The sequence below is a fragment of the Castellaniella sp. genome (assembly GCF_049673105.1).
Classification (GTDB): Bacteria; Pseudomonadota; Gammaproteobacteria; order Burkholderiales; family Burkholderiaceae_B; genus Castellaniella.
This window is the reverse complement of record NZ_JBATXG010000006.1, coordinates 225,987-240,536: the sequence shown is the minus strand read 5'-3', so window position 1 is coordinate 240,536 and position 14,550 is coordinate 225,987. Positions and strand designations below refer to the sequence as shown.

The window sequence follows — 14,550 nt, the reverse complement described above, 5'->3', positions numbered from 1 at the left end:
CGCGATTCGATCTGGGGGCTGTTGCTGATCATCATCATCCTGGGCGGCATCTACGGCGGGGTCTTCACGCCCACCGAGGCGGCTGCCGTGGCGGCGGTCTACGCCTTCTTCATTGCCGTGTTCGTCTACCGCGACATCGGCATGAAGCAGGTGCCGGAAGTCCTGATCGACGCCTCCAAGGTGACCATCATGCTGATGTTCATCATTGCCAACGCGCTGCTGTTCGCCCACGTGCTGACCACCGAACGCATCCCGCAGGCCATCGCCGAGCAGATCATCGCCTGGGACATGAGCGCCTGGCAGTTCCTGATCGTGGTCAACGTCCTGCTCCTGGTGGCCGGCGCCTTCATGGAGCCCACCGGCATCATCCTGATCCTGGCCCCGATCCTGTTTCCCATCGCCACGGAACTGGGGATCGATCCGGTGCACCTGGGCATCATCATGGTGGTCAACCTGGAGATCGGCATGGTCACCCCGCCCGTGGGCCTGAACCTGTTCGTGACCGCAGGCATCACCAAGATGAGCATCGGCCAGGTGATCCGCGCGGCCATGCCCTGGCTGGGGCTGCTGTTGATCTATCTGGCCTTCATTACCTACGTGCCCATCGTCAGCCTCTGGCTGCCCGGACTGTTCGGTTGATGTTGTGAAGAAGGGCGCCTGAGGGCGCTCTTCTTTTATGTGAAGATGTATCCAAAAACACTATACTTGCCGCATGCCTATTGCTCAGAATCTGCATCTGGGTCATCCAGACGAAGACCATCCGTCCGCCTATTATGTGCGTCGCGGGGACGAGCAATTCCTGTCCACCTTGCATTCCCAAGGCGCCTGGCAGCCGGGCGAACAGCATCTGGCGCCCGCTGCGGGCTTGGTGCTGGCCGAAGTCGAACGCCGACTGCCAAGCGACAAACAGATATCCCGCGTGTCCTTCGATGTGCTGGGCGTCATTTATTCCGGCGAATTTACGATCGATGTGCAGGTGGTGCGGCCCGGTCGTTCTATTGAACTCATCGAAGCTCGGATGCGCCACGGCGAACGGACCAGCATCCATGCGCGTATCTGGCGCCTGGCCGTGATGGATACCCGGCAAGTGCAGGGGGTCGAATGGACGCCTTTGCCGCCGCCGGATACCCTGGCGCCGTGTCAGTTGTCATCGTTCTGGAATGGCGGCTTTATTGGGACACTGGAAACCCGTCGCGATGCGGACACCAGGCCTGGCCGCGGACGTAGCTGGCTGCGGACCGCGCATCCCCTGGTAGCTGGGGAAGTCGATCCCCCGGTGGCTGGTTTCGTAAAACTGGTGGATACCGCCAATGGTCTGGCGGTCCGCGAAGACCCCCAGCGCGTATTTTTTGCCAATGTGGATCTCACCATCCATTTCATCCGCCCACCGGTCGCGGGTTGGGTGGGTTTTGACGTCCAGGTCAATTTTGGGCCGACCGGCTTGGGCGAGACCTTTGCCGTGCTAAGCGACCGGCAGGGGCCGGTGGGCACCGTCGCGCAAAGCCTGACGGTGCGCATGAAGGACGAAACCGCCTAATCACACCGTGAGAGGCAAATCCGTGGTCACGATCTTGCGATACAGGCAGGTGGCAGGCGAAGCGATAGCGGCAGTCGCGGCGGCCACGCTGCTTGTCTGGTCATTCGGCGCATCGGCCCAAGCCGCCAATTTTCACCCCTGCAATGCGCAGCCCGCCTTGCCGATTTGCCAGCACGGCTATGGCAAGCGCGTCGCCGTCAAGCGCTGGGGCGCGCAGCCTGCGCCGCTCGATCCCGATGCCGCCGCCAATGCATCGCTGCTGACGCGCGATCCTGCCGGGGAAATCCGCAAACTTCGGTCCAGCACGGTTTTTGTCGTGGACATGGATACCTCCGACGTATTGTTCGCCCGCAATGAAGGCACCGTGCGGCCCATCGCCTCCATCACGAAATTGATGACGGGGCTGGTGGTGGTCAAAGCCGGCCTGCCCATGGACGAGATGATCCGCATCGACGCCAGCGACACCGGGGTACCCAGCGAGTTGCCCTCGCGGCTATCGGCAGGGGAAAAATGGAGTCGCGCGGACTTGCTGCATGTGGCTTTGACGGCTTCTGAAAACAGTGCGGCGCATGCCTTGGGCCGGACTTATCCGGGCGGGATGAAAGCCTTTGTCGATGCCATGAATGCCGAAGCGCATCTGCTGGGCATGGATGATTCCCGCTTTGTCGACCCTGTCGGCCTGTCCAATGAGAATGTATCCTCGGCCAGGGATCTGAGCAAACTGGTCCAGGCTGCTTCCTTGCAGCCCATGATCCGGCAATTCACGACCGATGCGGATTACGAGGCCGCCGGGCAGACCTTCAACAACACCAATCTGCTGGTGGGCAGGCCTCAGTGGGACATACTGGCCTCCAAGACGGGCACCACCCGCGAGGCGGGCGATTGTCTGGTCATGATGATTCGCTGGTCGGGGCGCCGCCTGGCGATGGTGCTGCTCAATGCGCAAGGGATGAGTGGCGCGCGCTTTGGCGATGCCGTGCGCACGCTGCGCATCGTGAAGAGCCAGGCGCAGGGGCAGACGGCGGGGCCGATGCTGGCGGATCAGGCAGGCAAATCGCCCTGATGCTCGGCCATCTGCCGGCGGCTGCGCAGATCCTTGAAGGCCACGGCCAGCGCCAGCAGCACGACTAATCCAATCACGCCGAAGCCCGCCAGCGCAGCAGTGTGCCAGGACGCGCTTTCCAGGGTCCAGAACACCGCGGCGGTGATCATGGCGATCCCCACGGACGTCCCGATGCGTTGCCCCGTTTGCAGGATGGCGCCGGAACTGCCGGCGTAGTCCAGCGGCACGTCCATCAGTGTCAGGGCCTGATTGGGGCTGATGACCGAGCCCTGGGCCAGCCCGACGAAGGACAGCGTCAATAACAACCACCACGGGCTGGCCAGGTCGTATATCTGCAACAGGATCACCAGCATGCTCAGCGCCAGCCCGGCCAGGGCCAGGAACAGGCCGCCGATGACGATCTTGCGCCCGTACGTCATGACGCGGCGGCCCGCCCAGTCTGCCGCCCAGGACGACAGCAGCGCGGCAGGGATGCCGAACATGCCCGATTCCAGGGCCGACATGCCCAGGCCTTCCTGCACGTACAAGGCCACCAGCACCCAGATGCTGGTCGTGCCCAGGAAATACAGGGCCATGATCAGGACGCCGTTGCTGAAACTGGAGGTGGCGAAAATGCGGAGATCGACCATCGGGCTGCCGCCCTGGCGCGTGACGCGGCGTTCCCACCAGACCCAGATCGCCGCCAGGAGCAGGCCCAGCGGCAGCAGCGTCCAGGTCAACGGGGCGCTGCGCGATTCCATGAAGGGGTACAGAAAGGACAGCACGGCCAGGCCCAGCAGCAGGGAACCGATGGGATCCAGCGAGCGCCATCCCGCCTGGGTGGCGGTCTGCGCACCGGCTGTGCTACGGGTCCGACGGGTCGGAGCCGGGGTGCGGCCCGGCAGTTGGATGAGCGGTCGGGGAAACCATTTCAGCCCCAGAATGATGACGGCGATACCGATGGGCACATTGACCAGGAAAGTCAGCCGCCAGCCCAGGTGCATGCCGCCCAATTCGATCAATACACCGCCCAGCACGGGGCCGATGGCAACGGAGAAGCCAACCACGGTGCCGAAATAGCCGAATGCCCGCCCGCGCTCGGCGCCGCGAAAGTAATGCTGGATCATGCTCAGCCCCTGCGGGTTGAGCAGGCCGGAGCCCACGCCCTGGGCAAAGCGGGCGCCATTGAGCCAATCGGCGTCCGGCGCCAGGCCGGCGGCAATGGACGACAGGGTAAAGAGCGTCACGCCGATCAGAAACAGACCGCCACGACCCATCAGATCGCCGGCGCGTCCGGCAGCCACCAGCACCACGCCGAACGTGAGCGCATAACCCGACAACACCCACTGCATATCGGATTGCGTGGCGTTCAGGGATGTGTGGATGGAGGGTAGAGCGACGTTGACGATGCTGACCCCGATCAGGGACATGAAGATGGTGGTCAGCAGGATGGCGAGAATGCGCCATCGACCGGGATCCGGTCGATGGGAAGTGCGGGGGGCGGGGGGCGGACTCAATGCGTGGTCGAGGAAGCCTTTTCCTGTTCGGCGATCTGGGCGTGGACCTGGCTCATGTCGACGCCTTTGATCTGGGTGATGAGTTCTTCCAGTTGCGACGCCGCCAGCGCGCCGGCCTGCTGGAACAGCAGCACGTTTTCACGGAACACCATCAGAGTCGGGATCGAGCGGATGCGCAGGGCAGCCGCCAATTCCTGTTGTTCTTCGGTGTTGATCTTGGCGAAGGTGACGTCCGGGTGTTTTTCCGCCGCTGCTTCGAAGGTGGGCGCGAACTGGCGGCAGGGGCCGCACCACGGCGCCCAGAGATCGATGATCAGGGGCTGTTCGGCTTTGGTGGCTTCCTGGAAGGTTTCCTGGGTAAGTTCAATGATGCTCATGCGGGCTCCTGGCTGATGGGCGGCGAAAAAGGATTGCCGCCCGGATTCCAACTATATGGAGACAGTGTACCCGTCCTGCAAGTCTGTTCGACGCTTACCCTGGGAACAAGGCGTATTTGATGACGAACAGAATGGCGACCAGCAGGGTGGCGGGGTGAATCTCGCGGAAACGCCCGGACAGCGCCTTGATCACCACATAGCTGATGAAGCCGAAAGCCAGGCCGTTGGCGATGGAATAGGTCAGCGGCATGGCGACGGCGGTGATGGCTGCCGGTACGGATTCGGTGATGTCGTCCCATTTCACGTCCACCAGTTCGCGCAGCATCAGGCAGGCGACGTAGAGCAGGGCGGGTGCGGTGGCATAGGCGGGCACGATGCCGGCCAGAGGGGACAGGAACAGGGCCAACAGGAACAGCACGCCGATGACCAGGGCGGTCATGCCGGTGCGCCCGCCCGCCTGGACGCCGGAGGCGCTTTCGATATAAGCCGTGGTGCTGCTGGTGCCCAGCATCGATCCCGCCACGATGGCGCAGCTATCAGACAGCAGGGCGCGGCCCAGGCGACCGGGGTTGTTGGGCTTGATCAGGCCGGCGCGGGTGGCGACTCCGATCATGGTGCCGGTGGCGTCAAACACTTCGACCAGGACAAAGACCAGGATGATGTGGAAGAAACCGGTATTGAGCACCCCGGCAATATCCAGCTTGAACAAGGTCGGGTCCAGGCTGGGGGGAGCAGAGAAAATCCCCTGATATTGCGTCAGGCCGGTGACGACCGAGAGCAGGGTGATGGCCAGAATGCCGATCAGGATGGCGCCGCGCACCTGCATGGCGGCCAGGGCGGCGATGATGAAGAACCCCAGGATTGCGAACAAAGTGGACATCGTGGTCAGATTGCCCAGACCTACCATCGTGGCCGGGTTGGCGACCACGATGCCTGCCCCGTGCAGGGCGATGATGCCCAGGAACAAGCCGATCCCGGCGGTAATGGCGGAACGCAAGGATGCCGGGATGCCCGCCACCAACCATTCTCGGGCGCCGGTGACGGTCAGGATGACGAAGATCACCCCCGAAATGAAGACGGCCCCCAGGGCCTGTTCCCAGGTATAGCCCATCTGGGCGACCACCGTGAAGGCGAAAAAGGCGTTCAGGCCCATGCCCGGCGCCATGCCGATGGGCCAGTTGGCGAAGAAGGCCATGATCAGCGACCCCAGCGCCGCCGCCAGGCAGGTGGCGACGAATACCGAACCTTTGTCCATGCCGGTGCTGGACAGGATGTCGGGATTCACGAAGATGATGTAGGACATCGTCAGAAAGGTGGTCAGGCCCGCGAGCAGTTCGGTGCGGGCGTTGGTGCCGTGGTCTTTGAGCTTGAAAAGCCGTTCGAACATGATCTTGTCCCCAAGGGTGGTAGCGATTTATTCACGACGTATTTTTACGTTTGCCCATTCTAAAGCGGCTGAAACCCTTTTGTGAACAGCAGTACACTGGCGGTCTATGCTGATCATCGGATTTGAAAGCTCCTGCGACGAGACCGGGGTGGCCGTCGCCTGCACGGAACGCGGTCTGTTGGCGCATGCGCTGCACAGCCAGATTGCCATGCATCGGGAATATGGCGGCGTGGTGCCTGAATTGGCGTCGCGCGACCACATCCGGCGGATCGTGCCGCTGACTCGCCAGGTGCTGAAAGAAGCCGGGGCGCAGCCCGCCGATCTGGGCGCGGTGGCCTATACGGCGGGTCCTGGTCTGGCCGGGGCTCTTTTGGTGGGGGCCAGTTTTGCCAGCGCCTTCGCCTGGGCCCGAGATCTGCCGGCCATTCCGATTCACCATCTCGAAGGCCATTTGTTGTCGCCTTTGCTGGCCGATGAGGTGCCGTCCTTTCCTTTTGTGGCGCTGCTGGTATCGGGCGGGCATACCCAGTTGATGCGTGTGGATGGGGTGGGGCGCTACCAGTTGCTGGGCGAAACACTGGATGACGCCGCCGGCGAGGCTTTTGATAAAAGCGCGAAGCTGATGGGGCTGGGTTATCCGGGTGGGCCGGAACTGTCCCGTCTGGCAGAGCAGGGCGATCCCAAAACATACGCCTTGCCGCGCCCCATGCTGCATAGCGGTGATCTGGATTTTAGTTTCAGCGGGCTGAAAACGGCGGTGTTGACGCGCATGCGGGCCTTGCAGGCCGAGGGTCGGGAAACCGACCTGGCGGCGCGCGCCGACCTGGCGGCGTCGACCGAGGCCGCGATTGTCGATGTATTGGCGGCCAAATCCTTGCAGGCCTTGCGCCGCACAGGACTGAAGAGGCTGGTCGTGGCCGGCGGTGTCGGCGCCAATCGTCATCTGCGCCAGCACCTGCAGACGGCGTTAAGCGATCTGGGCGGGCAAGTATATTTCCCGCCTCTGCACCTGTGTACCGACAATGGCGCGATGATTGCCTGGGCTGCGGTGCAGCGGCTGCGGGCCGGGCTGGTCGATCTGCCCGCCCTGCGCCATGCCGGTTTCGCCGTGCGTCCGCGTTGGGATCTGCAGGACGTGTGCGTCCCGGTCTGATTTACTTTTTCTTGGCGCCGATGCGGCTTTCTTTGCCGGCCAGCAGGCGGGCGATGTTTTCATGATGGCGCGCCAGCAGCAGCACACTGATGGCGACGATGACCGAGGCCACCAGGGTGTCCAGTCGCCAGGCGACGTTGCCGCCCAGGATGTAATAGAGCGGCGCAAAAATGGCGGCGATGATGGCTGCTAGCGAAGAATAGCGAGTCACGGCGGCGACGATCGCCCAGGTCAGTGCCGTGGCCAGCGCCAGCCAGGGCTGCAGGGCCAACAGCACGCCCAGCGCCGTGGCCACGCCTTTGCCGCCGCGAAAGCCCAGGAACACGGGGTATAAGTGGCCCAGAAAGGCGCCCAGGCCTGCCAGCGGCAGCGCCGCATCCGGCAGCCAGCCCCGGCTGATGGCCCAGGCGGCCAGGACGACGGCCAGCCAGCCTTTCGCGGCATCCCCCAGCAGCGTCAGCACGGCAGCGAGCTTATTGCCGCCGCGCAGCACATTGGTGGCCCCAGGGTTGCCCGAACCGAAGCTGCGCGGATCGCGCAGGCCCATGATCCGGCTGACCACGACGGCAAAGGACACGGATCCCATCAGGTATCCTGCTGCCAGGGCCAGGATGATGCTGCCTGCAAAAAAGAACTCGGACATGGACGTAGCGGCGATTCAGTCGCCGCAGAAAATTGGAATGGGGGCCATTCTAAAGTGCGCGAGCCGTCACGTCACCCAGACAGGGGATATCCCCGAGTACAATTCGCACCATCCGGTTTCAGTCAGGTAGGGCAGGCAATGCGCATTTTGGTCACCAATGATGATGGCTACAACGCCGCGGGCATCGAAGCCCTGGTGGCGGCACTGCGTCCGTTCGGGGACATCACGGTGGTGGCGCCGGAAACCAATTGCAGCGGCGCGTCGAACTCATTGACCCTGCGCCGCCCCTTGTCGGTGCGCCAGGCGCCCAACGGCTTTCATTTCATCAACGGCACACCGTCGGATTGCGTGCACATCGCCATGACCGGTCTGCTGGATTTTCGCCCGGACCTGTTGGTGTCGGGCATCAACAACGGCGCCAATATGGGCGAGGACACCCTGTATTCCGGCACGGTGGCGGCAGCATCCGAAGGCTATCTTTTCGGCATCCCCGCCATGGCCTTTTCCTTGGTGGAGCGCGACTGGAAGCACCTGGATACCGCCACCCAGGTGGCCCGCGAACTGGTGACGCGCTTTCGGGAACAGCCCTGGCAAGAACCCTTGCTGCTGAACGTGAACATTCCGGCTGTGCCATATCGGCAGTTGAAGGGCTTTCGAGCGACGCGCCTGGGGCGGCGTCATCCGTCGGAACCCGTGGTTCGCAGCACGACGCCGTACGGCGAAACCGTCTATTGGATCGGGCCCGTTGGCACCGCCCTGGATAGCGGGTCGGATACGGATTTCGGCGCCATCGATGATCTTGCCGTCTCTCTGACGCCGCTGCGCCTGGATCTGACCGACCACGCTCAGACCCAGGCGGTGGCGCACTGGGTGGGTGCTCAATGACCAAGCCGCGTCGCCCGTTGGACTCGTCGCTGCGGATTAGCCGCAGCCCGGTTCGCAGCTCTACGTTGGGGCCGGGTTATTCGGCGGCCAACAGCAATACCCGCATTCTGGGGCCGCGTCTGCCGGCGGCGACCGGCGTGGCGGCGGCGCCTGCCGCACCGGCCAATCTGGGCCTGAATTCTGATCGTCTGCGTACTCAGATGGTGCGCCGCCTGCGTGAGCAGGGCATCACCGATGACAGGGTGCTGGCGGCCATGCAAACGGTTGCGCGCCACGACTTCGTGGATCAGGGGCTGGCCAGCCGGGCCTACGAAGACGCTGCGCTGCCGATCGGCTATGGGCAGACGATTTCCCAGCCCTGGGTCGTGGCGTACATGCTGGCCATGATGGCCGATGGCCGCACCCCCCAGCGGGTGCTGGAGATCGGCGCCGGCTGTGGCTACCAGGCGGCGGTGCTGGCGCAGTTCGTGCCCGAGGTCTACGCGGTGGAGCGGATTCGCGGACTGTACGATCAGGCGCGCCTGAACCTGTCGCGTGGTCGCTCGCGGGGGCGTGTGCGCCTGTCGTTTGGCGACGGCATGCAGGGCTTGGAACACCGAGCGCCGTTCGATGGCATTGTCGTGGCGGCTGCGGGCGTTAAAATCCCTGAAGTCCTGCTGCATCAGCTGGCTATCGGCGCGCGTTTGGTCGCCCCCGAAGGCACGACGCATCAAAGGCTTATTCTCTTCGAGCGCACCGGCGCTGCTTCCTGGCACCGGGTGGAACTCGAAGATGTTCGATTCGTACCGCTGCGTCCCGGCACGCAGCCCTAAGTAGGAGAACCATATGCTCGATGGGACGCTGGTGACAGATGCTCCGTTCACCCAAACGCCGCGCACCGGGCGCATACTGCTGTTGGCCGCTGTTTTGTCGACCGTGGTATTGGCCGGCTGCGCATCGCGTTCGCAGCGGGCTCCGGTCGCTGATCATTCCAACGCCTCGTCCTCGTCGAGCGCGCAGGCAGCTGCGCGCGGAACGTATGTCGTTCGGGCGGGCGATACGCTCTACAAGATCGCGCAGGCTCACGGCATGGAGGTCTCGCGCCTCGCGCAACTGAACAATATCTCCAATCCTCAGCAGCTGGCGATCGGCCAGGTGCTGCGCCTGGATTCCGGGACGGCGCTGCCTTCGGGCGGGGCCACGGCGGTGGCCACACCGGTCCAGGGCGGTCCCGCCAGCACAACGCCGGCAGCGACCGAGCCGGCTGCTGCGCCGGAGACATCGTCCGCCCGCGCCAGCGACGCCAATCTGGTGTCCTGGGGCTGGCCTGCCAACGGCAAGATCATCCAGGGCTTCAGCAATACCACCAAAGGGATCGACATCGACGGCGCCATCGGCTCGCCCGTGGTGGCGGCCAGCGACGGCAAGGTCATGTACGCGGGCAATGGGGTCCGTGGCCTGGGCAACCTGATCCTGCTGGGGCACAACAATGGCTTCATCACGGCGTATGCGCATAATCAGACCCTGCTGGTCAAGACCGGTGAAACGGTGAAAAAAGGCGCGAAAATCGCCACCATCGGCCAGTCCGACACCACGTCGCCGCGTCTGCACTTTGAAATCCGCCGCCGAGGCACGCCGGTCAATCCCTTGTCCTATCTGCCTGCACGATGACGCCCATTCTGGTGTTCGATCTGGAAACCATTCCCGACGCGGCAGGGCTGCGGCGCTTGAATCCCCAGTGGGCGGATCTGCCCGACGCCGAACTGATCGAAACCGCACTGGCCGAGCGGCGCGAAACGCATGGCAATGATTTTCTGCCCTTGCACCTGCAGAAGATCGCGGTGGTCGGCTGCGCGTTTCGCGACGATCAGGGGTTTCGGGTGCGCACCCTGGGCCAGGCCGACGACCCGGAAGACGCCCTGATCGCGGGCTTTTTCAAGACCATCGGCCATTACACGCCAACCCTGGTCAGCTGGAACGGATCGGGCTTCGATCTGCCGGTGCTGCATTACCGCAGCCTGATCCACGGCGTGGCGGCCCCCCGCTACTGGGATACGGGCGAGGACGACCGCGATTTCCGCTTCAACAACTACTTGAATCGCTACCACACGCGCCACGTCGATCTGATGGACGTGCTGGCAAAATTCAATGGCCGCGCCAATGCGCCGCTGGATCAACTGGCCAAACTATGCGGTTTTCCTGGAAAACTGGATATGGATGGCGGTCAGGTCTGGCAGGCCTGGCATGCCGGCGACCGGGATCACGTGCGCAATTACTGCGAAACCGACGTGGTCAATACCTGGCTGGTGTATTGCCGCTATCGCCTGATCAAGGGCGAACTGGATGCCACGTCCTACGCCGCCGAACTTGAATTGGTGCGCGACACCCTCGCCGCCATTGACGCACCACACTGGAAAGAATTTCTATCTGCCTGGCATCATGTCTGAACCCATTCTGTACCCCCTGGATATTGAATCGCTGGATCTGGAGGGGCAGGGGATAGCCCACCACGAAGGCAAAGTCGTTTTCGTGGCGGGTGCCTTGCCGGGCGAACGCGTCCTGGCGCGCCAGACACGGCGCAAACCGTCTTACGACAAAGCGCGCGTAGAACAAGTCCTGCGGCCTTCTTCGCAGCGCACGCAGCCCCCGTGTCCGCATTTCGGCGTATGCGGGGGCTGTGCCATGCAGCACCTGGAACCCGCCGCCCAGATGGCGGTCAAGCAGCGTTCCCTGGAAGACGCGCTGGAACATATCGGCAAAGTCAGGCCATCGCAGATCCTGCCTGCGCTGCAGGGACCGACCGCCGGCTACCGACATCGCGCCCGGCTGTCGGTGCGGCTGGTGCAAAAAAAAGGCGGCGTCCTGGTCGGTTTTCGCGAGCGCGCCAGCAGCTACGTGGCGGACATGCAGTCCTGTCTGGTGCTGCCGCCCCATGTGTCCGCTTTGCTGGTGCCTTTGCGCGGGCTGATCGGCGGCCTGTCGCGGCCCGACCGCATGCCGCAGATCGAAGTGGCGGTGGGCGACGAAGCCACTGTCTTCTGCCTGCGCCACCTGGAACCTTTGACCCCCGCCGATCTGGATCGGTTGCGCGCCTTCGGCGCGCAGCACGGCATCGACTGGTGGCTGCAGCCCAAGGGGCCTGAAACCGCGCATCCGCTGGACCCGGCCAGGATCGATGTGCTGGCCTATGCGCTGCCGGCCTACGGCCTGCGCATGCACTATCGACCGGCTGACTTCACCCAGGTCAATCCGCACATCAATCAGGCGATGGTGGCGCGGGCGCTGGATCTGCTGGCTATTCAGCAAAACGATCGTGTGGCCGACCTGTTTTGCGGCCTGGGGAATTTCAGTCTGCCGCTGGCGACGCGCAGCCGCGCAGTCGTGGGCATCGAAGGCAGCGCTACGCTGGTTGCCCGCGCCCGCGAGGATGCTGTCCGCCAGGGGCTGGCGGACAAGGTCGAATTCACCGAGCTGAATCTGTTCGAGGTGGACGCGGCTTGGTTGCGCAGCCTGGGTTATTTCGATCGCATGTTGATCGATCCCCCGCGCGAGGGCGCGCTGGCCGTCGCGCAGGCGCTGGCTGAATTGGCGCCGGGCGAACGTCCGCGCCGCATCGTATATGTTTCCTGTAATCCCGCCACCCTGGCGCGCGACGCGGGGGTGCTGTGTCATGTAGGCGGATGGTCGCTGAAGGCAGCAGGCGCGATCAATATGTTCCCTCATACGGCGCACGTGGAGTCGATCGCGGTATTTGAACCCTGATTCCCTCTAAAATGCGGCCTGATCTTTTATTCGCTTGCTGTCATGCCGCCCATCACCAATATTGCCGCCTACCTGTTTGTTTCCCTGGATGATCTGCCGGATCTGCGCGAGCGCATCCTGGCCCGGATCGTGGCGCTGGATCTGAAAGGCACGGTGCTGCTGGCGCCGGAAGGCATCAATGTCTTTCTGGCGGGCGGCAAAGACGCTATCGAGGTCTTTCTGGGCTGGCTGCGCGCGGATGCCCGCTTTGCGCCTTTGCAGGCCAAATACAGCTATTCCGATACCGTGCCGTTCCAGCGCGTACGCGTCAAAATCAAGCATGAAATCATCCGCATGAATCATCCGGCGATCCGGCCCGAAGCAGGGCGGGCGCCGGCGGTGGATGCGCCGACTCTGGCGCGCTGGCTGGCGCAGGGCCGGGATGACGAAGGGCGCGAGGTCGTCATGCTGGACACTCGCAATGGTTTCGAGGTGGATGCCGGCACGTTCACCGATGCCATCGATTGGCGGCTGACGAAATTTTCAGAATTTCCCGCCGCAGTGCGAGAGCACCGTGCCGAACTGGCAGGCAAGACCGTGGTCAGTTTCTGCACCGGTGGCATCCGCTGCGAAAAAGCCGCCATTTTCATGGCCGAGGAGGGACTCGACCATGTTTTTCAACTCGAAGGCGGCATCCTCAAATATTTCGAGGAAACCGGCGGTCCGGGGTTCGAGGGCAGTTGTTTCGTCTTCGATGAACGTGAAGTGCTGGGGACGGATCTGGCCGTCGCGGCGGTTTAGCCCCCCGTCTGGTCCAGCACCCGTTGCGCTTCGATGCGCACGCGTTCGGGTGCGGTGCCGCCGATATGCTTGCGAGCGGCGACCGAGCCTTCCAGCGTCAGCACCTGGAATACGTCGTCCTGGATGTCTGCGTGGAAACTGCGCAGTTCGTCCAGGGACAGATCAGCCAGGTCGCAGCCGCGTTGTTCGCAGGATCGCACGGCCAGCGCCACGGTTTCGTGCGCATCGCGAAACGGCAGACCACGTTTGACCAGATAGTCGGCCAGGTCGGTGGCGGTGGCGTAGCCCTGCAGGGCGGCGGCGCGCATGGCATCGGCCTTGACGCGGATGCCGCCGATCATGTCGGCGAAGATCGTCAGCGTGTCGCGGATGGTGTCGGCGGTGTCGAACAGGCCTTCCTTGTCTTCCTGGTTGTCCTTGTTGTAGGCCAGGGGCTGGCCTTTCATCAGGGTCAGCAGGGCCACCAGGTGACCATGCACGCGACCGGTCTTGCCGCGCGCCAATTCGGGCACATCGGGGTTTTTCTTTTGCGGCATGATGGAACTGCCGGTGCAGAAACGGTCGGCCAGGTCGATGAAGCCCACGCGCGGGCTCATCCACAGGACGAGTTCTTCGGACAGGCGCGAGATGTGCGTCATGATCAGCGCCGCCGCCGCGCAGAATTCAATGGCGAAGTCGCGATCGGACACGGCGTCCAGGGAATTGCGGCAGACTTCGTCGAAGCCCAGGGTGCGGGCGACCCGTTCGCGGTCGATGGGATAGCTGGTGCCCGCCAGCGCGGCGGCGCCCAGCGGCAGACGGTTGGTGCGGCGGCGGCAGTCGGCCAGGCGTTCAGCATCGCGGCCAAACATTTCGGCATAGGCCAGCAGGTGGTGGCCGAACGTCACGGGCTGCGCGACCTGCAGATGGGTGAAACCCGGCAGGATGGTGTCGGCGTGTTCCAGCGCCAGCGCGGCCAGGCGGGCGCGCAATTGGGCCAGCAGATCGATGGCCAGGTCGATTTCATGGCGCAGCCACAGGCGGATGTCGGTGGCGACCTGGTCGTTGCGCGAACGCCCGGTGTGCAGACGTTTGCCGGCGTCGCCGATCAGTTCCACCAACCGCTTTTCGATGTTCAGGTGGACGTCTTCCAGATCCAGCGACCACTGGAATTGTCCCGCCTGGATTTCTTGCAGGACCTGCGCCATGCCGCGTTGAATGTCGGCCAGGTCGGTGGCGCTGATGACGCCGACGGCAGCCAGCATGTCGGCGTGCGCCAGGGAACCCTGGATGTCGAAGGCGGCCATGCGCTGGTCAAAGTTCACCGACGCGGTGTAGCGTTTGACCAGGTCGGAAACCGGTTCCGAAAAACGGGCCGACCAGGCCTGGGACTTGTTGTCGAACTGATTGTGGGGGGGCTGGGTATTAGGCATAGTGCGGAAATTATAAGGGAGGCGCGACCTGCGCTATATTAAAAGCTTTTCAGCGGAAGCCGGAGATCATGGCGCA

The 14,550-nt window shown here is 63.6% G+C and carries 15 protein-coding genes; 10 read left to right on the top strand and 5 right to left on the bottom strand.

The window, feature by feature from the left end; all coding sequences use genetic code 11:
- The 3 genes from WBF69_RS02485 to WBF69_RS02475 form a co-directional block, all read left to right on the top strand.
- Positions 1–639, top strand: a 639-nt coding sequence (locus WBF69_RS02485) for a TRAP transporter large permease subunit (protein ID WP_424260858.1), incomplete at its 5' end; no start/stop codon positions are given.
- A 73-nt stretch (positions 640–712) separates the two neighbouring features.
- A complete protein-coding gene (locus WBF69_RS02480; RefSeq protein WP_424260856.1) occupies positions 713–1,537 on the top strand; it encodes a thioesterase family protein in 825 nt (274 codons plus the stop codon).
- Between the two features lie 22 nt (positions 1,538–1,559).
- Positions 1,560–2,600: a serine hydrolase gene (locus WBF69_RS02475; protein WP_424260854.1), complete on the top strand. Its 1,041-nt coding sequence runs from the start codon at positions 1,560–1,562 to the stop codon at positions 2,598–2,600.
- On the opposite strand, the gene WBF69_RS02470 is transcribed toward WBF69_RS02475, so the two are convergent.
- The 3 genes from WBF69_RS02470 to WBF69_RS02460 all read right to left on the bottom strand — a co-directional run bounded on the left by WBF69_RS02470 (position 2,579) and on the right by WBF69_RS02460 (position 5,860).
- Entirely contained in the window at positions 2,579–4,096 is a 1,518-nt protein-coding gene (locus tag WBF69_RS02470) for an MFS transporter (RefSeq protein WP_424260852.1), read from the bottom strand. The two genes, WBF69_RS02475 and WBF69_RS02470, sit on opposite strands and share 22 nt — an antisense overlap.
- The gene (gene trxA / locus WBF69_RS02465; RefSeq protein ID WP_424260850.1) at positions 4,093–4,473 is read right to left on the bottom strand and encodes a thioredoxin; all 381 of its coding nucleotides are present in this window, start codon (positions 4,471–4,473) and stop codon (positions 4,093–4,095) included. The genes WBF69_RS02470 and trxA overlap by 4 nt, the downstream gene beginning before the upstream one ends.
- Positions 4,474–4,567: 94 nt before the next feature.
- Positions 4,568–5,860, bottom strand: coding sequence for an NCS2 family permease (locus WBF69_RS02460; RefSeq protein ID WP_424260848.1), 1,293 nt, complete (start codon positions 5,858–5,860; stop codon positions 4,568–4,570).
- A 106-nt stretch (positions 5,861–5,966) separates the two neighbouring features.
- Between WBF69_RS02460 and tsaD the strand changes: the two genes are divergently transcribed.
- Complete coding sequence (gene tsaD, locus WBF69_RS02455; RefSeq protein ID WP_424260846.1) at positions 5,967–7,013, top strand: tRNA (adenosine(37)-N6)-threonylcarbamoyltransferase complex transferase subunit TsaD; 1,047 nt, start codon at positions 5,967–5,969, stop codon at positions 7,011–7,013.
- Between the two features lies 1 nt (position 7,014).
- Here tsaD and plsY read toward each other — a convergent pair whose 3' ends face one another.
- Positions 7,015–7,656: a glycerol-3-phosphate 1-O-acyltransferase PlsY gene (plsY, locus tag WBF69_RS02450; RefSeq protein WP_424260844.1), complete on the bottom strand. Its 642-nt coding sequence runs from the start codon at positions 7,654–7,656 to the stop codon at positions 7,015–7,017.
- A gap of 138 nt (positions 7,657–7,794) precedes the next feature.
- Here plsY and surE point away from each other — a divergent pair, with 138 nt between their 5' ends.
- From surE to WBF69_RS02420, 6 genes are read left to right on the top strand one after another with little or no spacing between them, the layout of a single operon-like run.
- A complete protein-coding gene (surE, locus tag WBF69_RS02445) occupies positions 7,795–8,541 on the top strand; it encodes a 5'/3'-nucleotidase SurE (protein ID WP_424260842.1) in 747 nt (248 codons plus the stop codon).
- Entirely contained in the window at positions 8,538–9,353 is an 816-nt protein-coding gene (locus WBF69_RS02440) for a protein-L-isoaspartate(D-aspartate) O-methyltransferase (protein WP_424260840.1), read from the top strand. Before surE ends, WBF69_RS02440 begins: the two co-directional genes overlap by 4 nt.
- Positions 9,354–9,366: 13 nt before the next feature.
- Positions 9,367–10,191 carry a peptidoglycan DD-metalloendopeptidase family protein gene (locus WBF69_RS02435; RefSeq protein WP_424260838.1) on the top strand — a complete coding sequence of 275 codons (825 nt, stop codon included), beginning with the start codon at positions 9,367–9,369 and terminating at the stop codon, positions 10,189–10,191.
- Positions 10,188–10,967 carry a 3'-5' exonuclease gene (locus tag WBF69_RS02430; RefSeq protein ID WP_424260836.1) on the top strand — a complete coding sequence of 260 codons (780 nt, stop codon included), beginning with the start codon at positions 10,188–10,190 and terminating at the stop codon, positions 10,965–10,967. Before WBF69_RS02435 ends, WBF69_RS02430 begins: the two co-directional genes overlap by 4 nt.
- Positions 10,960–12,282 carry a 23S rRNA (uracil(1939)-C(5))-methyltransferase RlmD gene (gene rlmD / locus WBF69_RS02425; protein ID WP_424260834.1) on the top strand — a complete coding sequence of 441 codons (1,323 nt, stop codon included), beginning with the start codon at positions 10,960–10,962 and terminating at the stop codon, positions 12,280–12,282. Before WBF69_RS02430 ends, rlmD begins: the two co-directional genes overlap by 8 nt.
- Before the next feature lie 42 nt (positions 12,283–12,324).
- Entirely contained in the window at positions 12,325–13,062 is a 738-nt protein-coding gene (locus WBF69_RS02420; RefSeq protein WP_424260832.1) for a sulfurtransferase, read from the top strand.
- Here the strand turns inward: WBF69_RS02420 and argH are convergent.
- Positions 13,059–14,474: an argininosuccinate lyase gene (argH, locus tag WBF69_RS02415; protein ID WP_424260830.1), complete on the bottom strand. Its 1,416-nt coding sequence runs from the start codon at positions 14,472–14,474 to the stop codon at positions 13,059–13,061. The genes WBF69_RS02420 and argH overlap by 4 nt on opposite strands.
- Positions 14,475–14,550 lie beyond the last annotated feature (76 nt).

Excerpts from the sequence above, each read along its gene's own strand:
- trxA (WP_424260850.1), bottom strand. The coding sequence starts at position 4,473 with ATGAGCATCATTGAACTTACCCAGGAAACCTTCCAGGAAGCCACCAAA.
- WBF69_RS02440 (WP_424260840.1), top strand. The coding sequence starts at position 8,538 with ATGACCAAGCCGCGTCGCCCGTTGGACTCGTCGCTGCGGATTAGCCGC.
- WBF69_RS02460 (WP_424260848.1), bottom strand. The coding sequence starts at position 5,860 with ATGTTCGAACGGCTTTTCAAGCTCAAAGACCACGGCACCAACGCCCGC.
- WBF69_RS02480 (WP_424260856.1), top strand. The coding sequence starts at position 713 with ATGCCTATTGCTCAGAATCTGCATCTGGGTCATCCAGACGAAGACCAT.
- surE (WP_424260842.1), top strand. The coding sequence starts at position 7,795 with ATGCGCATTTTGGTCACCAATGATGATGGCTACAACGCCGCGGGCATC.
- WBF69_RS02430 (WP_424260836.1), top strand. The coding sequence starts at position 10,188 with ATGACGCCCATTCTGGTGTTCGATCTGGAAACCATTCCCGACGCGGCA.
- plsY (WP_424260844.1), bottom strand. The coding sequence starts at position 7,656 with ATGTCCGAGTTCTTTTTTGCAGGCAGCATCATCCTGGCCCTGGCAGCA.
- WBF69_RS02420 (WP_424260832.1), top strand. The coding sequence starts at position 12,325 with ATGCCGCCCATCACCAATATTGCCGCCTACCTGTTTGTTTCCCTGGAT.
- argH (WP_424260830.1), bottom strand. The coding sequence starts at position 14,474 with ATGCCTAATACCCAGCCCCCCCACAATCAGTTCGACAACAAGTCCCAG.
- rlmD (WP_424260834.1), top strand. The coding sequence starts at position 10,960 with ATGTCTGAACCCATTCTGTACCCCCTGGATATTGAATCGCTGGATCTG.
- WBF69_RS02435 (WP_424260838.1), top strand. The coding sequence starts at position 9,367 with ATGCTCGATGGGACGCTGGTGACAGATGCTCCGTTCACCCAAACGCCG.
- tsaD (WP_424260846.1), top strand. The coding sequence starts at position 5,967 with ATGCTGATCATCGGATTTGAAAGCTCCTGCGACGAGACCGGGGTGGCC.